The organism is Pseudomonas sp. lyk4-TYG-107, assembly GCF_030209055.1.
Lineage (GTDB): Bacteria > Pseudomonadota > Gammaproteobacteria > Pseudomonadales > Pseudomonadaceae > Aquipseudomonas > Aquipseudomonas putida_A.
Map to the genome: position 1 here is coordinate 83,206 of NZ_JARVST010000025.1, position 25,032 is coordinate 108,237.

General features: G+C 60.1%; 11 protein-coding genes. 2 read left to right on the plus strand and 9 right to left on the minus strand.

Annotated features, from left to right (window positions below):
- The first annotated feature begins 15 nt into the window (after window positions 1-15).
- The gene (locus tag QRN61_RS20655; protein ID WP_285375135.1) at window positions 16-2,790 is read left to right on the plus strand and encodes a hybrid sensor histidine kinase/response regulator; all 2,775 of its coding nucleotides are present in this window, start codon (window positions 16-18) and stop codon (window positions 2,788-2,790) included.
- Between the two features lie 21 nt (window positions 2,791-2,811).
- Here QRN61_RS20655 and QRN61_RS20660 read toward each other — a convergent pair whose 3' ends face one another.
- Together QRN61_RS20660 and QRN61_RS20665 are read right to left on the minus strand one after the other, a co-directional pair.
- Window positions 2,812-3,537: a hypothetical protein gene (locus QRN61_RS20660; RefSeq protein ID WP_096794814.1), complete on the minus strand. Its 726-nt coding sequence runs from the start codon at window positions 3,535-3,537 to the stop codon at window positions 2,812-2,814.
- A gap of 58 nt (window positions 3,538-3,595) precedes the next feature.
- Window positions 3,596-4,387, minus strand: a complete 792-nt coding sequence (locus tag QRN61_RS20665; RefSeq protein WP_096794813.1) for a hypothetical protein — start codon at window positions 4,385-4,387, stop codon at window positions 3,596-3,598.
- A 256-nt stretch (window positions 4,388-4,643) separates the two neighbouring features.
- Here QRN61_RS20665 and tspR point away from each other — a divergent pair, with 256 nt between their 5' ends.
- Complete coding sequence (tspR, locus tag QRN61_RS20670; protein ID WP_007961956.1) at window positions 4,644-5,240, plus strand: type III secretion system genes modulator TspR; 597 nt, start codon at window positions 4,644-4,646, stop codon at window positions 5,238-5,240.
- Window positions 5,241-5,302: 62 nt separating this feature from the next.
- On the opposite strand, the gene QRN61_RS20675 is transcribed toward tspR, so the two are convergent.
- From QRN61_RS20675 to QRN61_RS20705, 7 genes are all read right to left on the minus strand, one after another.
- Complete coding sequence (locus QRN61_RS20675; RefSeq protein ID WP_285375240.1) at window positions 5,303-12,262, minus strand: TcdA/TcdB pore-forming domain-containing protein; 6,960 nt, start codon at window positions 12,260-12,262, stop codon at window positions 5,303-5,305.
- 110 nt (window positions 12,263-12,372) lie between these two features.
- Window positions 12,373-19,428, minus strand: a complete 7,056-nt coding sequence (locus QRN61_RS20680; protein ID WP_285375139.1) for a TcdA/TcdB pore-forming domain-containing protein — start codon at window positions 19,426-19,428, stop codon at window positions 12,373-12,375.
- Window positions 19,429-19,837: 409 nt separating this feature from the next.
- Entirely contained in the window at window positions 19,838-21,538 is a 1,701-nt protein-coding gene (cobJ, locus tag QRN61_RS20685; protein ID WP_285375142.1) for a precorrin-3B C(17)-methyltransferase, read from the minus strand.
- The gene (locus tag QRN61_RS20690) at window positions 21,538-22,272 is read right to left on the minus strand and encodes a precorrin-2 C(20)-methyltransferase (RefSeq protein WP_371917839.1); all 735 of its coding nucleotides are present in this window, start codon (window positions 22,270-22,272) and stop codon (window positions 21,538-21,540) included. The genes cobJ and QRN61_RS20690 overlap by 1 nt, the downstream gene beginning before the upstream one ends.
- Window positions 22,269-22,895, minus strand: a complete 627-nt coding sequence (locus QRN61_RS20695; RefSeq protein WP_096794809.1) for a precorrin-8X methylmutase — start codon at window positions 22,893-22,895, stop codon at window positions 22,269-22,271. Before QRN61_RS20695 ends, QRN61_RS20690 begins: the two co-directional genes overlap by 4 nt.
- Window positions 22,888-24,186: a precorrin-3B synthase gene (gene cobG / locus QRN61_RS20700; protein WP_285375145.1), complete on the minus strand. Its 1,299-nt coding sequence runs from the start codon at window positions 24,184-24,186 to the stop codon at window positions 22,888-22,890. The genes QRN61_RS20695 and cobG overlap by 8 nt, the downstream gene beginning before the upstream one ends.
- 119 nt (window positions 24,187-24,305) lie before the next feature.
- Complete coding sequence (locus QRN61_RS20705) at window positions 24,306-24,962, minus strand: hypothetical protein (RefSeq protein WP_183783629.1); 657 nt, start codon at window positions 24,960-24,962, stop codon at window positions 24,306-24,308.
- Window positions 24,963-25,032 lie beyond the last annotated feature (70 nt).

Below are 25,032 nucleotides of genomic sequence, written 5' to 3' on the forward strand. Positions count from 1 at the left end.
CGAAGGGATTTCGCCGTGCGCTGGCTCAGGATTGCCATAAGCTTCACCGTCACGTTGCTGACCTTGCTCTGCATGCTTCCGGCTCTGGCCGCGCAAGGCAGTGGCTGGTCGGTATTGCTTGACGATCAGGGTAATCTGCAACTGAGCGACATCCGCTCGGCGCGCTACACCAATCAATTCAGTCCCATCGAACTTGATCGCCTCACGGCGGCCGAGCCCGATGGCGCACTCTGGCTGCGTTTCAAACTAGCACCGGGCAAGCACGAGCAGGTGCTGCGGATCTTCGCTCCCGACCTGTCCAACCTCAGCCTCTACGTGCTGGACGGCGACAAACTGATCGAGCAACGCACTTCCGGCACCCATCAGCCGCAGGTCGAGCGGCCACTGCCGAGCAGCGACTTCCTGCTGCCACTGCCGCAAAGCGACAAGTCCCTCGACGTTTATCTGCGGATGGTTTCCGACCATCAGCTGCGCCCGCACATCACCCTGCAATCGGCGGTGATGAGTGCCGCCAACCAGAACCAGACGCTGATCTTCGGTCTGCTGTTCGGCTGCCTCGGCATGTTGCTGCTGCACAATCTTGTGCGCTACGCCTACTCCCGCTCGCGCAGCAGCCTGTGGCTGGCGGTCTGCGAAGGACTGCTGGGCCTGAGTCTGTTGCTGTTGCTCAACCTCGCCGGCCCGTGGTTGCCGAACTGGCACGCGATCCAGACCCCGGGCGCGTATCTGGCGTTGCTGCTGACCGCCCCGGCCGGGCTGATGTTCGCCCTGCGCTTCTTCGCCCCGCTCGGCCCGCACCCGCTGAACAAACTGTTGCTGGGCGACATTCTGTTCATCGTGATCTGCTGCCTGCTGCTGTTGTTCGTCAACACTCTGCCGCTGAACATCATCACCTACGCGCTGGTGGCGCTGGCCGGTCTGAGCATGTTACTGGTCGGCTTCTATCACTGGCAGAAGGGCTACCGTCCGGCGCGGCTGTTCGTTGCCGGGATGGTGGTGTTCAACATCGGCACGCTGATTATTTTGCCGGCCCTGCTGGGGCTGACCCTGGTGGCGCCGCAAGGCCTGATCATGACCCTGATGGGTTTCATCTGCATCAGTGGCTTGCTGATGAGCATCGCCTTGGGTGAACGCCAGCGCAGCATCACCGAAAGCCGGTTCAGCATCAGCCGCGATCTTGCCGCGAGCAATGCCGAGATCAACGCCAAAGCCGAATTCCTCGCCAAGATCAGCCACGAAATCCGCACCCCGATGAACGGCGTGCTGGGCATGACCGAGCTGCTGCTGGGCACGCCACTGTCGGTCAAGCAACGCGATTACGTGCAAACCATCCACAGCGCCGGCAACGAACTGCTGACGTTGATCAACGAGATTCTCGACATCTCCAAGCTCGAATCCGGGCAGATCGAACTGGACGATGTGCAGTTCGACCTCAACGCGCTGATCGACGACTGCCTGAGCATCTACCGGGCCAAGGCCGAACAGCAGAACGTCGAGCTGATCAGCTTCATCCAGCCGCAAGTGCCGCGCGTGATCAGCGGCGACCCGACCCGCTTGCGCCAGACCCTGCTGAGCCTGCTGGAAAACGCCCTGAAGAAAACCGACGAAGGCGAAGTGCTGATCGTCGTCGCCCTCGACGAACGCAGCGTCAAACCGCGCCTGCGCATCGCCGTGCAGGACAGTGGTCAGCCGATGGAACCGGAGGAGCGCGATGCGCTGATGCACGCCGAACTGCACAGCAAACACTTCCTCTCGGCCAACCGTCTGGGTGGCAACCTCGGGCTGGTGATTGCGCGGCAACTGATCCGCCTGATGCACGGCGAGTTCGGGATCAAGAGCGGCGCCAATCAGGGCAGCACCTTGTGGCTGACCCTGCCACTGGACCCGGATCGTCTGGAACACCCGACCTCCGACCTCGACGGCCCGTTGCAAGGTGCGCGCGTGCTGGTGGTGGACGACAACGATACCTGCCGCAAAGTGCTGGTGCAGCAATGCAGCGCCTGGGGTCTGAACGTCAGCGCCGTGCCATCGGGCAAGGAAGCGCTGGCGCTGCTGCGCACCAAGGCGCACCTGCGCGACTACTTCGATGTGGTGCTGCTGGACCAGAACATGCCCGGCATGACCGGCATGCAACTGGCGGCCAAGATCAAGGAAGACCCGAGCCTCAATCACGACATCCTGTTGATCATGCTCACCGGCATCAGTAACGCGCCGAGCAAGATCATCGCGCGCAACTCCGGGATCAAACGCATCCTCGCCAAACCGGTGGCCGGCTATACGCTCAAGACCACGCTGGCCGACGAGTTGAACCAGCGCAATAAAGGTCAGGTAGTGTTCCAGCCGCAAGTGGTCACTCCCGCTACGGCGGCCAAGGTGCCGAGCGATTTCCGCATTCTCGTCGCCGAAGACAACACGATTTCGACCAAAGTGATTCGCGGCATGCTCGGCAAACTCAACCTGCAACCGGACACCGCCAGCAACGGCGAAGAGGCCCTGCAGGCGATGAAGGCCCAGCGTTATGATCTGGTGCTGATGGACTGCGAAATGCCGATCCTCGATGGCTTCTCGGCGACCCAGCAGCTACGGGCGTGGGAGGTCAGCAATCAGCGTATACGCACGCCGATCGTCGCGCTGACCGCGCACATCCTCGCCGAACACAAGGAACGCGCGCGTCAGGCCGGGATGGATGGCCACATGGCCAAACCGGTGGAACTGTCGCAACTGCGCGAGCTGATCGAACACTGGGTAGCCCAGCGCGATCAGCAGAACCGTACGGCCTCGACCTTCTAAGCAGGCCTGTCTGGGTGCGCCTCAATCGGCTGCGCAAAGCTGTCTGACTGCCCCTTCATCGGGCAACGTCAACCGCACAACGTTGTCCTTCATCCTGTCCCTGATTTTCAGGGCAACGGCGGCGCGTGCCGGAGCATAGAGGGTCTCAGACAAGTAGGCACCGGCGTAACGCATGCACACGTCGCCGCGCACATCCTCGGCCTGAAACAGCTCGGCCAGGAGGTTGCCGCCAAGCACCCGATCAGTCGCAAGCTCAAGATAGACACTGGTCAAGGAGGTCGGCGTATTCGCGACGACCACCAGCAGGCGCACAGCCGTGGCGGACGCAAGCCCATCTCCGGACTCGGACGCCAGGATGCTCTTCTGGATGTGCCTGCGCAGCAAAACCATGGCCGGCTCGGTGCCGGACAGGCCTGCCAGACGTCGCAGCGCTACAGATGCAGCGCCACTGTTATCCACAGCGTCGCTGAACATCGCGGCGATGACCCAATCACCGAGCGACTCGAGGTTATCCTTTCCGATGGACCATTGCCGTCGAGCTCTGGAGTGGCGCAGCCAATAGTTATCCAGCAACTGCACATACGCACCATACCAGTCGATCTCCGGCGTCTTTTCGATTTTTTTATTGGCCGCCAATTGCGCCAGCAACAGGCACTCGATCAAATCGTCATAGTGCGCCAGCTCCTCCGTTACCGGAACCAGCACAACGGCGCCGCCAACAATCAATACTGAATATTCGTCATTCATATCATTGCTCCCGATAACAAAAAAAGGCAGCCGAAACCGGCTGCCTTTTTTTGATCAATCAAATTTCAATATCGACAATCTTGTCACTGTGAGCGATGAGTTTATTTTTAATAGTTTCACGAACCGAATCAGCTTTTAATGTGTTTTTGACAAATACCGTTTCGCCTCGATACAGGTTTACATTACGCACGTCGACATCGACAAACAGCACTTTGGTAGAGGTATTCTTGCGCTGGAAACGCACGCTGCCCAGGGCCATGATCGCCTCACCGTTGACTTCAACGCACGCACCCGCGGAAATTCCACCCACACCGTGTTGCAGCAGATTGCGCTCATAAGCCGTCAGCGCAGCAGTATCACGCTTTTGCAGGGCGGCAATCGCATCTCCCGCCACCTTGAGCATCAACGCCGTAGCCGGGCCTGGCAGTGCAGCGCCGGCAACCACGGAGCCGAGAATTTCCAGTACCAGCTTATCCATACGCACGCTGGTGCCCGCGACGTCCAAGTCGCTGTAATACTTGGTGACTGGCGTCCAGCCGGCCTGGGTCATCACCTCACGAAAACGCAGATACCACTCTTTACCCTGCTCTTCGGCCGGGTACTGTTTGTTGGCTGCAAGCGTGGCAAAGAGGAAGGCGTTTTCCGCATCGGATCGGTTTTGGGCGCTGATTCCGCCCGCGAAGCCCAGCGAACCTTCTCCCACAACAGAGCCCTTCGACGGTGCTTCTACGTCGTCACCTACAGCCATCAGGGCGCGAGGGCGAATAACCAACTGGTCGTCGATTTCACACTCTTCAATCGCTTTAACACAGGCAGCAATATAACTTTCTCGAACAGCTTGATTATGCACAATAAAATCCCTATTAATTATCAGACAAGTTCCTCTTGAACTTGCGATCAAACAATAACTAAACAAACATACAACCACAAACCCGAATCTGTAACATCATATCCAAACAAAAAAAACAACTAACAAAGAAGAACAACACAACGATCAAAATAAAATCCGGAAAAATGAACAGCCGTGCGCAGCATCTTCTGCGCACACAAGCAACTAACCGACTGATAGACTCGCCGTCATCACTCTCCGGATGCGAGTCGCCCTCATGCTCCACGTGTTATTCAGCGTTTACCTGAAGATGCTGGTGCTCTACAGCCCGTTCTTCGTGTTGTCCTGCTTCATCAGCCTGACTCGTGGCTACTCGCGCAAGGAACAGCGGCGCCTGGCCTGGAAAGTGGCGATTGCCACCCTGGTCTCCAGCGTCTTGCTTTATCTGTTCGGGCGGGTGATTTTCGATGTATTCGGGATCACTGCGGACGCATTCCGCATCGGTGCCGGCAGCGTGCTGTTCATCTCGGCATTGGGCATGGCTCAGGGCAAGCCTGTGGTGCAGAGTGACAACGTGCAACAGGACGTGACGATCGTCCCGCTGACCATTCCGCTGACCGTCGGCCCGGGCACCATCGGTGCGCTGCTGGTGATGGGCGTCAGCCAACCACACTGGGACGACAAACTGACCGCGATCATGAGCATCACTCTGGCCAGTTTCACCGTAGGGGTGGTGCTGTATCTGTCCAATCACATCGAACGGGTGCTCGGTGATCAGGGCCTGCAGATCGTCAGCCGGCTGATGGGCCTTTTCGTCTGCGCACTGGCGGCGCAGATCATCTTTACCGGGATCAAGGGCTATCTGGTGTCCTGAACGAAAAAGGGCTGCGGAGGACAATCTCCGCAGCCCGGTCTGATCTGCCAGCTCGCAATGGCTTACTGGTCGATGGACAGCCCGATCAGCGCGCCGAGTTCCAGCAGGGGTTCCGTGGCCATCGCACTCATCAGCTCCTCCAGGCTAACGGTCACCGAGATTTCGTCAGGTAACGCAATCCCGAATGTCACCTGCTGTTGCCGTGCCGCATCAAGGCTCGTGGCATTGCGCAAGATGATGCTGCTTCCCGAATCGGGATCCGTCAGCAGCAAATGGCCGTCGGACCTCGAGACCAGCCATCGCTGCATCGGCTCCAGTGTCAACGCCAGATGAATGCCTGCTTCCTCGGCGTCGACAATCAGGCAATCAAGCCGATCCCAAGTCTGTCGGGCCAGTGAAAGGTAATCTGCAGATTTCGCAAACTTGAGTACCAGTGTATCGACGCCATCCGGAATCGCTACAATCCTGCCCGATGAGCCAATACCGTCGATAACCAGCGTATCTGCAATCCGGCTGACCGCTTCCACAGTCATCCATATATCGATGGGTTCAATGTCTTCACTGGCATTGCTGAACAGGCGGCCCGTTACAGGGTCATGCAGCACCAGGGTCTGATCGTTCGCCACGCCCAGATATTGTGGCCATTCACGTCCTGACACCGCGACACTGAGCAGACGGCCGGCTGCGACGTCATACCAGCTGCAAAGATTATCGCTCCTGCCCGCAAAGAGGTAAGGACCGCTACGCTGACCGGCAAGCAGTCGCGTCAGCTTTTGCTCCCGCGCCTGACGAGACGCCAGGCCATTGAAGAATTCGACTTCCACACCGACGATACGCGGTGGCTCGCCATCGACCAGGTTGAACAGCACGTGGTCATGCCGGCGGACGTGCAGGCCGGCTCCATGGGGCACGGCCCAGGCAAAAGTGTCCCGCGGCATGACTCGCTGCATCGGGGCCAGCAAGTGCGCCTGCAGCAGACGTGTCCCCGAACCGAATGCCGCCGCCAGGCTTTCAGGCGCCATGAAGGGCTGACGATAGATTCGTCCGGATGCCCAGTCCATCATCCACGCCGCTTTTTTATCTGGCGTCAGCCTCAACACGCGCATGGCTTTGCCCGCTGTGTCGGCAATCAGAAATTGCTGATCCAGATAGATGACATACAGCGATGTCTTGCCCGTTGCATCGCTGATACCTCCGACTTCCACGCCATCGGCGGACTCGTTCTGAATGCTGGTCCCGACCGTTTCCCACCACTTGAACCCTTGCACAGTGCGCTGCTGGCGGGCCGACAGCCATGCGTGATTGAGTCCCACCAGCCGCGTCTGGCCGTCGTCATTCATCTGGAACAGCATGCCTTCGTCAGTGAGGATGACGTATTGTCCGCCCTGGCGGTGCACATGCTGCACCTCAAGGTGCAAGACACTTTGTGCAAACATCTCGGGCATCTGATCCGCTGCGCCGATGTGCTGTCGATAAACAAGGCGATGGCCAAGATGATGAAACAACACTGTATCGCCGCTTGATTGAAGCGGATCAAGCAGCACCCAATCGAGAAAGTCAGGTGTACCTTCCGTATTGCGCAGCACAGGCCGAATGACGCGCTCATCTTCACTGCGCACCCAGGCTCGGGTGGCTTTGCGCAAATTCTCGTCGAAGGTGTCGATCGTAATCATTGCGCCCAGTGTGAATTCCACTCTCTGGTCATCAAGTACCTCATGGTATGGGTAGTCGTGCCGTCGGAGGAAATCCGAAACATTGTCGCGTCCTTCGCGAATGATCCACGGATGGTCTGAATTCATATCGGAGATCGCAGTAAGGGCGAGGTAGTCTTCGCCGAGCAGGTAAGTCAGCTTGTAGAAGCTTTTCCACATGTCTTCAAAGCGCTGGACCACCTGCAGCAAACCCTCTGGCGTCGCCTGAATCGAAACAATGCAGGGGTTTTTTGATGAATGTATTTTCATCACCCGGTAAGTGCGTTTGATCTGCCCGGTGACCAGATCCGTACGCCAGATGATTCCCTGCGCCGGGCAGTAATAAAACATCTCCTCGCCGATCTTCGGGCCGATGCAGATCTGCGCCGCATACTGTGGGTCCAGTCCGCGCACCAAGTGCATGGCATCTTCGGTGTGGTCGTACCAGGCCGTGGTACGAACACCAGTCAGGGCATCGTGATAGTTGCGGATGACCGTCGGGCCATCGGCCAGACGATGAGCGCGGGCGAGTTCGCGCAAATGCTTGCGTGTGGCCGAGCCATCGGCATCGTTGAGCGCGTCGAGCTCAGCGAAAAGCAGCGCTCCCGTTGCCCAGCCCACCTGATAGAAACCCTCCTCGAGTTGCAGATACACGACACTCCTGGCGGGCACCTCCACCCGCATCGAGCCCAACTGAAAAGTATCCTGTTCCAGCTTCACCGCCGCCGCACTCACCCACGGGGCACGCAATGACCACGTCATTGGATCATCGGAGGAAACCTGCAGCCGCAACGACTTGACGCCCTCGGTCAGGGTGATCGAGCAGTGCCCGCCAGTGGCATCGATGTCATAGCAAAGGTAACCGTGCACCTCCTGCGGCAATGGGGGGACGTGCAGAAAACGCTGATCAGGGCCAATCGCAACACTGACGCGGGTTTCCTCGTAGTTGGGCACCATTTTTTCCATGATGTACTCGGTCGGTGCCTGGTAAAAGCTGAACCAGAATTGCCGCTTGCCTGCCAGCTTGTATTTTTCCAGTGCCAAAGCCGTTTCCATGTTTTCTGTGAGCGTTGTCGCAAATGGCAGACCTTCATGGACGAAGCCCAGAAAGCACTCCGGCACACTCGGCAGCACGACGCTTTCAATACCCGGCGCCATATCGAAGGAAATCGAGTCGCGAAGGTCGAGGGCCTCTCGAATGCTGAATGCCTTGCTGCGATCCCCGACGATCCTCGGCTTATGCAGAAAGGAGTAATCTTCCGCGGCGAAAATTTTGTGGCCGCCGAAGGTAATGAGCCCTTTGCGCAAATCAAGCCCGGTATAGACCGCACAAGGATTGGCAATGTAGGTATCGCCTTGCACCGAATGGCTTTGCGGTCGATAGGCCGAATGCACATCATTCAGATACCGGCCGATCCGTCTTCCACGTTCTGCCCTGGCGCTGAACCCCTCGACCAGGGCGCCGATGCCCACCGCCAGCCCGCCCAGAATCACCCCGGCGCCGCCGAGGAAGGCCGCCGCCGTGCCCGCACCGGCAACACCGGCGCCCAAAGCGCCGACACCCAGCGCCAGCCCAGCTGAATCGAAGGCCAGCTGCGTGGCATAGACCGCACGCTGGATATCGTTTTGGGCATTGACCAACAGATAAATGTCGAAGCCGATGCTGGCCAGCTGCAAAACGGTGCCGACACCTTCGTTCAAGACGCTGCCCAGCGCATTACTGACAATCGACGAGGTGGTTTTGGCCACCCGCAAACCGTCGGTAAAGGCATGACGCACCAGATTCAGCAGTTGTACTGCGTCGACCACCAGCCCGTGAGCCATCTGCGCGTAGGCCAGGTAACCGTGGATGCGCACTGCTGACGTCAACGCGGTCGACCCCATCCCGGACTCCGCGTTCTGCAACCCGAGCAGCAGGGCTTGAATGGCAAATCCGGCATTGAGCGTGTGCACCGCACCGACATCCGTCGGATCGATCACTGGCGCCCCCGCGCGTCTGCCGGACAACGCTTCAAACGTATCGCTCAGGTAAGACTTGATCCCTTGCAGGCGCGTGTCATCAGTCTGCACTGTGCGTGTGCGCTGCGGATCACTGGCACTGACCATGGTGATTTCGCTGCGCCCTTGCGCAGTGCTCTTCAGGGAGTCGAACACCGGAACGAAGTCACGAGACAGTTGATGCTGGTCCTGTAACCGCAGGGTCGCGCTTTCGATCGTCCGCGCCCACTTGTGGCTGTCCACACTGCTCAGCGCCTGTCCCAGACGCGCGTTCTCTGACAAGGAACGCGCGCGCAAGGCGGCATGCTGACTCCAGGGTTCGACGGCACGCCCGCCACCCAGCGGATCACTGCTGAGCAAATGCTCAACGCTAATTTCCGAAGGCAACGATTTACCGGCAATGCTTGCGCCGTCGAGTTCGATGACCTCGAAAACGCTGGCAGCCCCCCGTTCCAGACCATAAAGCCTGGCAATCACTTCCTCCTGCATGAAGCGCTGGACGCCTTGTTGCAGATCCTCGATCCGGGCGAACGCATACAGCCCGAAGTTGGGATCGTAGAAGCGATAGGATGTCTCGCCTTGCACCACAACCTTGCTCACCAGCATCGAATGATTGTCTGTGTTGAGCAGCAGGCTGCCGGCAGCGGTTTTCGCTTCCAGCGTCTGCATCACAGTGGCCAGGTTCGCCGCCGGTCTCTTCTCGCCGAATCGCGCCATGGGTACGCCACGCAACTCGTCCAGCACCTTGAGCAGGGCATGGGCTTGCGGTGCGTCGGGAGTGAGATTGGCAATCGCCAGTTTGCCGATCAACGCGCGCTCGGCCGAGGCGCCTTTCTCCAGCGCGGCGGCCATCACCAGCGCCAGTGGATAGCAGCGTCGGCCCGGATCCCCCGCACCGCGCAACAACAAATCCTGCGGCAATTGTCTGGCCGTATGCGCACCCGCCTCGAAGAACGTCTCGCGCACTGCCGCACCCCGCGCAAGGATCGACGCCCGGCGCTCATTCACGGCGGCGACCTCGACCCGACTCACGTACTCGCGCCATTGCCGCACGCTGATCGGTTCGGCAAATGCCTGCGCCTTCAGCACCCTGGAGTTCTGCCCGAGCGATTCGCGCTCCGATGCATTGACTCGTGCCTCCACCGGTGCAGGATCGCGATTGAGCAGTGTCTGTTCGATCACCTCGTAGCGCGCGACCAGGCCACGGTCGCGCGTATCTTCGGCAAAGGCGACGGTGGTTGCCCAGGCGTCTGCGAACCCGACCTGATCCAGTGTTGCGGCACCGAACAGGCCGCCGAACATCACCCGATGCAACGGGCTCAACTGATCCAGCGGCAACTTGCCCGCCGCGATGCGCGCCAAGGCCTCGTTGAGGTTACCCAGTGACTCGGCCCCCATGGACGTTGGAGCTTTGTCGACTGTCTGGTTCAGCACCTGCTGTCGAGTATCAAAGTCGAGGTGGATGGGAACGTTGAACGTCACATCACCGGTCAAGCGGTCATTCATGGCCCGTACAAACGGCTCACCCAGATCATCAAGCAGTTGCTGCAGGACCGAAGTCAGCAACACTGATTTTCCTTCTATGACCGGCCAGCCCAGTTTGAACGTGAGGGTCCGCTCTTTCAGCAAGTCGGCCAGATTACCGGCGTAGCGCGACTTGACCTTGCCCGAATTCCACTTCTCATGTTCTTTTGCCAGCCAGTCTTCGGGGGTATCCTTGACTGCCCAGCCGGAGATCATTTCTTCTTCGGTAAAGACGTTGAAGCCGTCGACCTGCTTCATATGATGGCGAATGTTGTTCAGCTGTTCACTCTGCAGTTCTCTTTCGACATAGCCGATTACACCGCCTTCAAGTGCGCCCGGACCGGTCATGTAGATGGTGCCCAAGGCGTCGAAACGAATCCCGTCCTGATAATACTGAGCTATGGCGCGTATGAGCTTCTCTGATGAATATTCACGCGATGTATTGGGCAAGCGCCCATCAGCCTGTGCTTCAGAGACGACCTTGATTGCAATATCATCGACTGACGACACATCTGCTGGCGTCACGCCTGCGAGTATCATGCGGCGCTCAACCTCATACAGGCAGTCATAAGCCACCCGGATGAAGTGCATGCTCGCATTGACCATCTTGCTGCCAGGATGAGCCAGAACATAGGCATTCATTTCCTTCGACGACGGATTGCCCCAGGCCGCGCCGCGCCCGATGGCATCCTGGGATAAAGACGTCGGCTGCGGCGAAGCGAAAATCTGCTCCACACCCGGCCTGCTCCGGGCAAATGCGCTCAGTGCCTCGAGATGCTCGGCGGGAATATGCCCGGTTCTGTCGACATAACGTTGCCGATCGCGCCCCGGCATCAAGGTATCGTCATGGTTGAGCAATAACTGCAGGACACCGATCTTCGCGTCTGTGCTGAAACCACTGATGTCCACGCCGCCCGGTCTCTCGATCAGCGGCGGCAAATAATCCATGTCGCTGTAACGCCCGCCCTCGAGAAACTCGGCCTGCAGTCGCACCACGTCACTGGCAGCAGCAAAGTTGCCGCGCATGGCGACTTCGCGCTGGTAGACGTCAGCCAGAAAATGACTGGCAAACTCCTGGCGAACATCGCGCAGGCGCAAGTCCTCACCCACCATGGCCTGATGCGAATCCAGACATTTCTGGCGGAAGGCTTCGAGCGTCGCACGTTCCTTGCCATAACCCCGCACCATCAGGTCGATCCGCGCCTCGTCTGCGCGTCCGGCCCAGCGTGGCTGATTCAGGTAGTCGAACATCTGCTGTTTGAGTACCCGTGCGCGGTCTTCGATCATTCTCGACAGTCCCGTCGGGGTTACCTTTTCGTCCTTTAATACCTTCATCGTGTCCGCACGGGCACTGTCGAGAATCACCCGATTCATTTCAAAGGCCAGCAGCGCATCACTGTCATACCAGAGATTGAATGCATATCCCTGCGACGCCAGTACCTTGCGCCAGATGTTCATGTAATCGCGCTGATTCGGCCCGACCTCACTGCCACCGACCCAGACAAAATGCATGATGCGCGGTATCGGTTTGCCAGCGGAGAGCATCTTCACAGTCGCACTCAAGCGGCGGTCGTAGTCGCCCAGTTTCAGGCGCAGTTTATTGACCTGAGCATCCGCGGCGTCCAGCTGTGTTGATTCAATCGCGTCCTTGAGCAATCTGATCGCTATCAATTGTTCTGCAAGACTGGTAGCCGCCGTAGCTCCGTCGTAGTAGCGCAAAGGAGCCTCCCCCAGGCTACCGCTGACGGACTCAAGTTCTGTGCGCGCAATAAGATCGGCGAACACTCTGCCCATCGTGACTTCATCCATAGTGCTCAATGCAATTTCCTTTTTTTTGGCCAAACGAACCCATCGCGACGACATGAACCGTCGCGACACAGAGAGAAAACAAACTTCAAAAAACCCAACGAAGACTTTCGTCAGGCCGGCACCGCTCCCAGCAACTGCGCCAGCGTTGTACTGCCGTCGCCATCATCGACTTCGACGATTTCCCGCAGCCTCTGCACCAGGCTCGATACCGGATAGGAACGCCCGCCCTCGAACCCGAGGAAGACGTCACCGCGCATCGCCGGATCCGCCGAGCACACATCCCGCAGGATCAGGCTGTGCTGGCGATCCGGGTCGACAATCAGCAAGTGCTCGTCGACAAACGACAGTTGCAGTGTTTGCGGTGCGTCCAGCGCCCAGACCAGCTTGCCGGGAATCGCCGGGATCTCGCCCAGCGGGTGACGGCAATCGACAATCACCGAGTCCAGCCGCAACCAGCAGGCCTTCGACAGGTGGTACGTGACGCCGCCCTGCCCCAGGCGCAACACCAGACAGCTCACGTCATCAGCGATCAGTGGCAACAGGTCTTCAACCTTGTTCTGGCCCTCGACCACCAACACCTCGGCGTCACGCCGCATGTATTCGAACGGGCCGATGCTCTGCTGACCGGGGTAGACGTGTACGCGGTGTGCCTGAAGTTCGTGCAACAGCACATGCCGATGGCGGGTGCCGAGCAATTCGCAATCGTGTGGCAGATCCTGGCCTGCTACCCGAATCAGTTGTGCATTCGCCACGTCGTACCATTGCAGGTTGCCCGCGCCAGACTCCACGGCGATGTAGGGCCCATGCTCGGCGGTCTCCAGCAATGCCTGCAGAGACTCCGGCAAATGTTCCGCGTGCTCGCTGGCCCAGTGATGATCGACGCCGATGATCCTTTCAGCTTCCTGATATCGCAGCTTGAGTGACACGCCGTTGACCGATGTCCCGTACAGACCGGAGCCGTCATTGCGCACAGCGCTGAACCGCCAGTCGTCCCACTCGGCCTGCGGTGCCGGCAGCAAGTCGCTCGCCAGTAACTGGGCGCCGCTGCCGAATGCTGGCTCGAGTTGCCGGCTGTCGAAGAACCGCTGACTGCAGATTTCACCGCTGGCGACATCGAACAGCCAGACCGCCTGGTTGTCCGGTGTGACCCCGAGCAGGCGCATTTCCCGTTCGTGCCCCGGATCGCACAGCAGCAAGCGGTTATCCACATACCAGGCACACAGGCTGCGATCACCGGCGGCGTTGCGCAGACCCAGAATGGCGAAACTGTTGACCGGGTACTTCACCGCCAGCGTTTCGAGTGCCTGCCACCACTGCGCGCGCCCCCTGAGCCAGCGCTCACTCAAGCCACCCAGATGCACTTCACCCTCTGCGGTCAGGTTGAAGAACAGACCGTCGTCGGTCAGGGCCAGATACCCGTCCTGTACCGGCACCACATCATTGAGCCCATCAGGCTGCAGCCATTGATGCGTCCATTGCGCCGGCCAGCGCTCGCTGCCAGCGGACGCGCTGCGTTGCACCTTGCACAGCTTTTGCGCCAGCCGGTCGTAGATGAAAAACAGCTCGTGCTCATCGTTGACCGGCAGAAGCAGCAGATCACCAAGCTGTTTGATCGAATCGACCCAGCCGCGGTCATGCCCGAAGACAAACGGATGAATGCACAACAGGTCACGGCTGCGAATCCAGACCAGGTCACGTTTGCCCGGATCGAACGCCCAGCAGACCGACACGTAAGCGGCCGGTTGCCAGTCGACGGTACTGACGCCTGCGCGTTCGGGTACCGGCGATAACGTGAAATAGTGACCAAGCACCGCCGTCCAATCCGTCAAGGTCGGGTTGGCGAACACTCGCTGGCCCAGCTCACGGTCAATCTCTCGGGTAACTGCCACCAGTTGCAGTTGGCCTTCATGGATCAGGTAGTTGAATTGCGTGACTTGCCGATCGGCACCCAGCCATTGCTGTTCGATATGAATCACGCCCTGCGCATCGACTTCAATACGCCGAATGCTGCACTGCCCCTCCATGACAAGCAGACGGTAGCGGCACTTGAGCAAACCACTGACGGCATCGATCTGCCAGATGTCGTAGTTGCGCACCTCATAGAAAAACGCAGAATCGTCGACCACCGCCGCCAGCAGCATTTCATCGGCCGCCAGTACCTCTTCACTGCGGATGTACAGAAAACGATCCTCGGCAGCGTCGTACCAGGCCGTGGTGTGACGCGGCTGGCTCTCGGGCTCGAAAGGAATCGGAAAGTGATGAACTGGCGTGTAAGGCAGCACCAGCCGATGCTCCCGGGCCAGTGTCTGGTAATGCGTGAGCAGCGACTGCTCATTCTCCCCGGCTGGCGCGCTCTGCTCGATAATGTCCAGTCGTCCGTCACTGCGGTTGACCTTGAACGATTGCCGCCCGGTCAGCTGAAGCATGACCTCATGCCGACCTCTGCCGCCGAACGTCACCTTCACCCCACCCACCGAAAGAACCCCGCCGACGTCGATCCGCACATCCCTCTCGGTGGCCCAGGCGGCTACCAGATTCCAGCGGCACTGCTGCAGGCTGGGGGACTGCAACTGGAGATTGACCCCGCGATTGAGGATCAGTGAGCAGGCGCCGCCCGCACCTTCGATGCGGTACGACACCTTGTCGTGCCAGACCTGCGGCATCATTGGCACCGCCAGCGCACGCTCGTGGGCATCCAGCCGCACCTCGATCACGGTTGGCCGATACGACGGTGCGAGACGGTTGATGATGTAGTGCACGGGAAAGGAGTAGAACGAAAACAGAAACCGCCGCTGGCCAGCCGCATCCTTCTTCTCCAGCTTGCGGGCGGTATCGAAGCCGGTGTCGTGACGCAGCGTCGAGAATGGCAACGCCTTGTATTCGTAACCGTAGTACGTGGTCGGCGTACACGGCAGGACGACCAGTTGCGTAGTCGGCGGATCGAAGTGGATGTAGCCGGGAAGACCCAGTTCACGCCGCAGATCGAGCGCTTGTTGATCATCCGGATTGAAATCCGGCACCCCGAAATGGTCGCGCAGCCGATACACCTTCGGACTGTCGAGCACCAGCATCGTGCGATTGAAGTCCAGGCTCTGGACGACCAGCGAAGGGTGAGCGACCCACGCCCCGAGTCCGTCGTCATAACGATAACCGACACCCCGACAGGCCCGCTCCAGATCATCGAAGAACAGCCCGACCTCCTGCGCCTGCTCAGCGATCCTGGCAAACCCCTGGGCCAGGGCCGCCACACCCACGGCCAGTCCGCCCAGGATCACCCCGGCTCCACCGAGCACGGCGGCCGCTGTTGCCGCGCCCGCCGTGGCAGCCCCCAGACCACCGGCGGTCAACGCCAGACTGGCGGAGTCGAAGGCCAGTTGGGTGCCGAATTGCGCGCGCTCGATCTCGTTGTCTGCCGTCGCCAATTGATAGATGTCGAAACCGACATTGGCCAGCCCCAGCACCGCGCCCACGCCTTCGTTGGCGACATGTCCCAGCGCCTCGCCCACCACCGGCGCACAGGTGCGGGCGATGATCTTCTCTTCATTGAGCGCGGTTTTTACCAGACTGATCAGGCCAGCGACATCCGTGACATTGCCATGCACCAGCTGCGCGTAATTGACGTAAGCGTGCAAACGCACGGCGGTGGTCAGGGTGCGGTCATCCCCCTCTCGTCCACGCAGGACGTTCATCAGTGCCTGGATGGTGAAGCCGGTATTGAGCGTGTGTACGGCAACCGCCTCTGCCATCTGTGGCGAGGCTCGGGTGCCCAGTGCCGAAAACTGCTCCGACAGATAATTTCTGATGCGCAGCAGACGGTGATCGGAGCTCACCACCTGCACCACATGCTCGGCCTGCGAGGGATCGATCAGGTTGATCCGGTACTCGCCGGCAGGCGTCATCTCCAGGGTTTCGAACAACGGCACCAGCGGTTTTGCCGCAGCATGCAAGTGCTGTAGAGCGTCAGTCGCCTGGGCAATCTGCTGTCCCCACCAATGACTGTCCAGATCGCGCAGGCTGCGCCCCAGGTGCGGATTACTGACCAGCGAATGGCCGCGAGCACTGTTCAGGCGCCGACGGATCGGTCGCTGTGTATGCTCCGGCAGCACATTGTCGGATTCCAGCAATTGCCCGACGCGCAAACCGCCGGACAGATCCAGCGCCGCTATCTTTTGCCCCTGCAGCTCGATCAGATCAAATGTCGGGCGCGCGTCGTCGCCATAGGCCGCATAGTATTTCGCCATGCCCTGTTTCTGGAAAAGGTCGGTCAGTGCCAGTTGGAGCTGGTCTGGCTGGCCGAACTCGAACACGCCGAAATTGGGATCATAAAAGTGATAGGTGGCGCGCCCACCATTGAAGGTTTTCGCCACCAGCATGGCGTGGTTATCCGAGTTGAGCATCAGCGTGCGCGAGCTGGCGAACGCCTCCAGCGTGGTGCCGAGCTGCTGCAGATCGACCCGCCCCAGCGGCTTGCCGATATCGTGCAACTGCACGCCGCGCAACTCCTCGAGCGCCTCCAGAAATACAATTGAATCGCGCTGCTGCGGCTCGACGGTGGCCAGGAAGAATCGCTCGCGCAAGCGTCGCGACGCCGCCACGCCGTGCTCCAGAGCAGCGCTCATGACCAGCGCCAGCGGGTAACAACGGCCACCGGGATCCCCTGGCCCCTGGAGCAACAGATCCTGCGGCACCAGTTTGACGTCACTGGCCTCGATTTGCCCCAGTACCTGACCCAGCCGCAGGATCACCTGCTCACGATGTTCGCGGGTGGCGATGGTCTGGATATGGGCAACATGACGGCCCCATTGAAACAGCGTGTGCGCCTGCGACAGCGCAGCTCGTTTCAACGTTAGCGCGCTGTCCGACGAGACCATCGGCTGGTCGACATGGCTGGCGAGACCGGCCATGAATTGCGGCGCCCGATGCTGATACAGATGGCGTTCAATGGCCGCATAACGCACCGATGCTCCTACCTCGGCAACGCTGTTGGCGAGGTTGTCGAGCTCGGGGGCAAGTTGCGTGAAGCTTGAGTTATCCAGTGAGCGTACGCCGAGCATCTGTCCCAACACTACCCTTTGCAAGGGACTGATCTGGAAGAAGTGCAGCGAACCCTCGGCAATGCCGCTTAGCAACTCATCCAGCGCCAGCCCCTGAATCCGCGCATCACTGAGCGACGCCGGAGCTTGCAGAGTGACGGGTTGGGCCTTGATGGCCTGACGATCGTCGAACCCCAGACCCGGCCCTTCGGGAAAAACCAGCGGACCGTTATGACCTTGCCTCATCGCCGCCACAAACGGTGCACCGAGTCGGTCGATCATCCCTTGCAAGACCTCCGTCAATAACACCGGGCGTCCCTCGATGAGCGGCCAACCCTCTTCGAACAACACAGTCTGTTGTTTGAGCAGGGCAGCAACATCACCGCTGTAGCGGGCACTGAACTGTCCTTGCCGCCAACGCTGCTGTTCGTCGACAACCCATTGTTCATCATCGCTGGCGTTGTCTTTCCACGAGTGATCCTGCTCCTCCTCGGTCTTGTCGTTGATCATCCAGAGCGGATCGATGGCAGTCTCGACGCGCACTGTTTCATCTTCGCGCGGGACGAAGTTGTGCCGTTCGTAATCGCGCATGCCAGCGCGCATCGCGGCCGGGCCAGTCAGAAAAATTGTCCATTCGCTCTGCGGGCGGATACCGTCTTCGAAATATCCGGCGACCGCCAGAATCAGTTCGTTCACCGTTGCGTGTTCGATCGAGGACAGAGCGGCAATCGAGCCGCAGTTTTGCTCGAATACCTCGCGCGCAAGCGTCGACATGCCGTAAAAATCGCTCAGCGCAACACCGCGCTTGGCCGCCAGTCGAGCCGTCAGGTCGATGAAGTCATAATTGAAGCGAAACCGGTCGATCACGCTTTTGAGCATCGGCGATCGGGCATGGGCCATCAGGAAGGAATTGCTCAGCGAGCTCTGCACAGCAACTGCCCGCAAGTCCTGTGGGCGGACGAGCAACTCGGCCGGCGCCTGGAACACTTCATTCAGCGCCGGTTTTTGTCGGGCAAACGTCTCAAGCGCGGCGCGGTGTTGCTCGGGAATGCTTGCCAGATAATCAGTGTACTGGTGGCGCAGCGCCTCGCGTGCAGGCATCCAGTGCCGATTGTGATCGAGCAGCAGTTGCAGAACGCCAACGCGTGACCGGGGATCAAACCCGCTGATGTCAACGCCTCCCAGAGTCTTGACCAGTGGCGGCAGATTATCGACATCGGCATATCCGCCGCCCTCTTCGTAAAGGACCTCGGCGCGCACCACATCGGAAGCAGCTGCCAGATTGCCGCGCAACCGGATTTCACGCTCGTAGATATCCTGTAATTGCAGCGGAGTATCCAGGGCGTTCAAGTCGCGCAACTGCAGGTCGTCTCCTGCGAGGTCCAGCAGACTGCGGCGGTTTTGCTCGATCAGCGCCTCCAGTTGCGCGGCGTCCTGCCCATAGGCACGGGCCAACAGATCGACGCGTGCTTCATCAGCTGAAAGTCCCCGCGCCAGTGCGGCATCGATATGCATGGACATCTGTTGTTTAAGGACGATGGCCCGTTCTTCGTACAGCGTGCCCAACTGGTCTTTGGAAATACTGTCGCTGCCATCTTGTTGCAGGGCGTCAGCCTTGGCCGCCTCGACGATCAGCCTGTTGGTTTGCCAGGCCAACAATGCGTCGCTGTCGTACCAGAGATGGAGGCTGTAACCTTGCCCGTTCAGCACCTGTTTCCAGAGGTTGAGATAGTCACGCTGTATCGCGCCCAGTCCTCCACCGAGCCAGACAAAGTGCAGATTCTTCGGCACCGCAGTCGGGGTGCTCTTCGCGTACGCCAGGCTGTTTTGCACACGGGTCTCGAAAGCCTGGATGCTGTTATAGATGCGCGACAACTGTGCAGGCTGGCTATCGGATTGCGAGTATTTATGTGGCGAACCGATCAACTGGCCGATCGACTGCTTGAGCAGTGCCAAAGGCTCGATCAGTCGTGGAGAATCGAGCAAGCCGATACAGGCAAAATAATAACGCCACACTGACTGATAGGATTCACTGCCCCTGTACGCCGACATGGCCTGTTCCAGATCCGCCTGCTTGAACAGTTTGATGAATTTGACAAACCCGCTGGCGTCTTGAGTTCTTCGGTCCTGCATGAAAGTTGCTCCTTTGCCCTGACCAGTAACGAAAGTGCCCGCTGGCACTTGCATAGCGGCCAAACTAACTTCTGGCGAATCGGAGCTCAAACTTCAAAACTTTCAATACATGTCAAAATCAACAACTAAAAAACAACTGATAACGCATGTAACGGCAACAAGTTATTTCTACAATCAATATATAAATCAAACGCACCCGAGCAGAACGCGAAATTATCAAGGCTGCAATTTCAGGTCTGCCTATCAGTATTCAAGATAAGTCGAACAGAATGTAAGCAAAGAGAAAGCTCTCACACAGAAGCGGAGCAGATCTTACAGGTCGCGTTGAACAATATGACGCGGTCAGATCCGGAAACAATCTGTGCGGGAGATCGCGGTTGGCGAGGCAGCAAGCTCCCTCGCCAACGGCTCAGGACTGGGGCTTTTCGCCGTACCAGCGCGGCGTGTAGACCCACTCGCCACCTTCAGCCTTGGGGAAGGTGCATGTCGTTGAAGAGCCAACCAGCACCATGGTGCGCATGTCCACCTGATCCGGGGTCAGTTGCCCCAGTGTCGTCACGCGCAGGGTTTGCCCCGGGCGACCGATGTCGCGCCCCAGCACCACCGGCGTTACCGCGCTGCGATGCTGCGCGACGATTTCCAATGCGCGCCCCAATTGCCAGGGACGCGCACGGGAGATCGGGTTGTAGAAGGCCAGCGCCAGATCGGCCTCGGCCGCCAGATCCAGACGTTTTTCAATGATCGACCACGGTTTGAGGTTGTCCGACAGCGACATCACGCAGAAATCATGCCCCAGCGGCGCACCCGCTTGCGCAGCCGTGGCAAGCGAGGCGGACACTCCCGGCAGGATTTCCAGCTCGACGCTGTGCCATTTCGGGTCGGTCGACTCGTGCAACGCTTCGAGCACCGCCGCGGCCATGGCGAACACGCCGGGGTCGCCGGATGAGACCACGATGACCGAACGCCCCTCGGCCGCCAGCCGGAAGGCGTGGCGGGCGCGCTGCATTTCTTCGCGATTGTCGGTGCAGTGCTGCACCTGATCATCGCGAAACGGGCCGGCCATGCGCACATAGGTTTCGTAGCCGAGCACATCGGTGGCCCGCGCCAGTTCCGCCTTGACCGCAGGCACCATCAACTCGGCAGCGCCAGGGCCGAGGCCGATCACCGCCAGGCGCCCACGTTGACGACCGATCTGCGCGACGTCCAGCGGCTGTTCGGCGCGCGCAATCGCCAGACCGTTGGTATTGCTGATCACGGCCTGCGGCAGTACCTGACGAGCCAACTCGCCGAGGTCTTTCTGCGCCGCGACAAAGCGCAGCGGCACCCCCAGTTCGAGGGCGGCTTCACGCAGTCTGGCCGACGCCATTTCAGTGTCAGCCGCCAGCAGACAGGCCAGCGACTGCTGCGCAACCCCGGCCTGCTGCAACGCGGCGCGCACGGCATGCGGCAGATCGTCCAACTGCGCACTCACCGCCACCGCCACACTGCGGGGATAGATCAGCAACTCGTTGGCGCTCGCGACACGCTCGGCACTGCCGACATGAATCGAGCGCTGCGCCTGCGGGTCTTGCGGCAACTGCGCCTGATCCAGCCACGGCGCCGCCCCTTCAATGCGCACGCTGTGCCCCGCCAGCAGATCGGAAACGAAACGCTTGCCCAGTTCCAGATCAGCCAGCGCATAACCGCTGGGTGGATTGAGCAGGCAGGTGCCAAAACGCAATTCGCCACTGGTGGTGATCGCCGCGGCGACCTGCAATGCGGCGGCGATTTCCCGGGCCATGACATTCACCCCGCCGAGGCCGCCGAGCAGCGGCACCACGGCGCTGCCATCTTCAGCAACGGCGAGCACCGCCGGTTCAGCACCTTTTTCCAGCAACAACGGCGCGAGGGTGCGAATGACAATGCCGGCCGCGCACAGGGCGATGATCGGCGTGTCTTGCTGATACAACTCACGCAGGGTCGCGCCGAATTCCTGATAGCTGCAGTCGGCGCCTTCGACGCGTCCGGCGAGGCCGTGGATCTGCGCTGTCGGATACAACTGCTGGATCCGCCGTGCGGTAGCGAGCGCGCCTTGTCCGAGGATGACAATGGCCGGTGTGGATGGCGTCATCAACCTTGCCACCGTTCGCCCGGGACGATGATCAGCGAGAAGTACGGCGAGGACATCGGCTCGACCTGATCCAGCGGCACGATCTTCTGATTGGCCATGGTCGCGCGTTCGACGTACAGCGCCCGCTCGGCCAGACCGAGTTCTTCGAGTACCGCACGGACCTTGGGAAAGTTGCGCCCCAGTTTCATGATCACCGCCGCATCGGCGTCGGCCAGACGGCGCTTGAGATCCTCATGCGGCAGCACGCCGGAGAGCACCGACAGGCTCTGGTTGCGATACACCAGGGGCGCGCCGAGCACCGAGGCGCCGCCGAGCATCGAGCACACGCCCGGCACCACTTCGGCTTCGTAGCGTGTGGACAACCGGTCATGCAGATACATGTAGGAGCCGTAGAAGAACGGGTCGCCTTCGCAGATCACTGCAACGTCGCGCCCGGCGTCCAGATGCGCCGCAACTTCTTCGGCGGCATCATCATAGAAATCGCTGATCACTTGCTCGTAGGACAGCGGCGCCGGCAGCACTTCGGTGGTCACCGGGTACACCAGCGGCAACAGATTCTGCGCGTCCTGCAGGTGCGCTTCGATAATGCCGAACGCATTGCCCTTCTTGCCCTTGGCGACAAAGTACGCCACCACTGGCGACTCGCGCAGCAGACGCAGGGCTTTGACGGTGATCAGTTCCGGATCACCGGGGCCCACACCGAGACCGATCAAACGTCCTTTGGCCTGCATCATTCGATCTCCGTGGCGAGGGCATTGACTGCTGCGGCGGCCATGGCGCTGCCGCCGAGCCGGCCTTGCATGATCACGAACGGTACGCCGCGACTGTCAGCCGCCAGCGCCGCTTTCGATTCGGCAGCGCCGACGAAACCTACCGGGAAGCCGAGGATCAGCGCCGGTTTCGGTGCCCCGGCGTCGAGCATTTCCAGCAGATAGAACAGCGCGGTCGGCGCGTTGCCGATCACCACCACGCTGCCTTCCAGATGCGGACGCCACAGTTCCAGCGCGGCCGCCGAGCGGGTGTTGCCCAGCTCACGGGCCAGCTGCGGCACGCTGTCGTCACGCAAAGTGCAGATCACCTCGTTGTTGGCTGGCAGACGGGCGCGGGTCACGCCTTCGGAGACCATCCGCGCGTCGCACAGGATCGGCGCACCGGCCGCCAGCGCATCGCGCCCGGCCTTGCCGGCACCTTCGGAAAACTGCAGACCATCGACCGCCTCGACCATGCCGCAGGCGTGGATCACCCGCACCGCGAGTTTTTCCAGATCGGCCGGGATGCGCGCCAGATTGGCCTCGCTGCGAATGATCGCGAAGGAGTTGCGATAGATCTCCTGACCGTCGCGGATGTAATCAAGCATCAAGGGGGCTCCGTGAGCGGGCGTCGAGCAGGATCGCGGCCGCTTCAATAGTAAGGTTGCGTGCGTGCAGCGTGCCGAAACCCGGCAGCGTTGCATCGCGAAAATAGAGGTCGTAGTGACCGGGGCTGACCGCTAGCAAAGTCGCCGGTGTGCGATGGGCCGCAGCGCAAGAGCGCGGGCAACCGGACAGGTGCACGCTCTGCGCCTGTGGCAATAGCGTCGCCAGCAGCCGCGCGTCGTGTTTGGTATCGGCCAGGCCTTTGCCGCAGCCGCTGGAGCCGGTGCAGGCAATCAGTCGGGACAACGGCTCGCTTATGTCGGTCAGCCAGTGCAATTGCCTCAGGTGTTGCAGGACTCGCCCCGCGTCGGCGGGCTTCACGTTCGGCAGCAGCAGACTTTGCCAAGGGGTGAAACGCAGGCTGCCATCTCCGAACTCGCGAGCCAGCCGGGCCACGCCCCGCAGCATGGCCGGATCGAGACGGCCGAGCGCCGGCACCACACCGACATATACCCGGTCGTCAGCGTTTTGCGCGTGAACACCGATATGCAGCGCATCCGCCATCGGCGTGCGCTGTCGAGCAACGGCAGCTTTGATCGCCACGCGTTCGCGCAATTGTTCGAGAAACGCCAGCAGCGGCAGTTCATCGAGCAAATGGCGCATGCGGGTCTGCTCCGGCCGAGCCAGCTCAAGGAACAACTCCAGCACCGCGACCACCAGTGCATGGCCGTTTTCCACGCTCACGGCACCGGCCGCACGATCGGTCGGGCAGCCGGCCAGACCGAACGCCAACAACACTTCACCGTCACGTTCGAACGCCGACAGCCACAGATCATGCGGATGCTCGAGCATCGCCAACGCCTCACCGCCGTCCAGCTGCACGGCGAACTTGGCACTCAACTGGTGAAAGCGCGGATGCGTCTGCAATGTCGCCAGAATCTGTTCAGCCAGGGGCCGGGTATCGAACAGCGACTGCTGATCGATCCCGGCACTGGGGCTGAGCATCAGGTTGCGCACATCGTCGCCCGCTGCGGTTTGCGGCCCCAGGCCGGCGGCCAGCAAACTGTCGATCAATGCCGCTGACTGCTCGCCGATGCCGCGAATCTGCAGATTGGCGCGGTTGGTCGCCTCGATCGCGCCACTGGCAAAACGCTCGGCGGCATCGGCCACCGCGTCGGCCTGATTGGCAGTGATCGAGCCGCCATTGAGCTTGATCCGGCAAATGCCGCCGTCCAGCGCCTGGACAATACGCAGCAACCCCGGACAAGCCGAGGGGCGCAGAGCGGTGGACATTGAGCGTTCGTTCAAGGGATGACCGGCTGACGGGCAGCGCTGTGGTGGGCGAAAGGTCGCCATTATGCCTGCTTTGCCCGAGCGCATGAAAATGCCTGCCGGTCGGAAACTGCGGCTTTTCAGAGTTCGACCTCCTCAAGGTCGGGCACGCTCTCGCGAATCGCCTGATCTACAACGTCCCGGCTTTTGTCGATGTCCCGGCGACTGATCACCATTCTCCTGGCGCGGATGTCCAGTTGCGACATCGGTTGATGGACCTGCCAGAACAGGTAGCTGGTACTCAACACCAACTTGAAAAAGCGGATATGGCTGAGCAACACAACCAACTCGCCGTTGGCGTTCTGACTGACCGGCACAATGTGCGAGGTGAAGGTTTTGCCACTCAGGGCGGTAAACTTTTGCAGTAGCGCTACATCTTTTTCAAGCGCTGCCAGCCCGGCTTCAACCTGCGCTAATTGAACGCGCGCGAGCAAGGGTGCTGTCGACCGCCGCCACGCCTCCTGCACACTTCCGGAAAACGCCTCCTGGACCAGCACCACCGGTTTCTCCTCCTGTTCCCAGCCACATGACCACAAGCCTCCGACAAAGTAATCGAACCACTCTGCAGGCTGAAGACTGCTGTCACAACGGCTGTCCGCCGCGATCTGGGCGAGATAAATGCAGTTCCTCACAAATCTGTTATCGGCCTCTGCCCGCCCCTCCAGCCCGGTGAACAACATATTATTAACGGCAACTGCATTACTCTGACTTAAACGTGTAGCTGAATTGATATCCATATCGCTCCCTGCCAACTTGGCACGTATTAATTTTATAGCTTCATTGCGCCAGACTTATTAAAAAGAACTG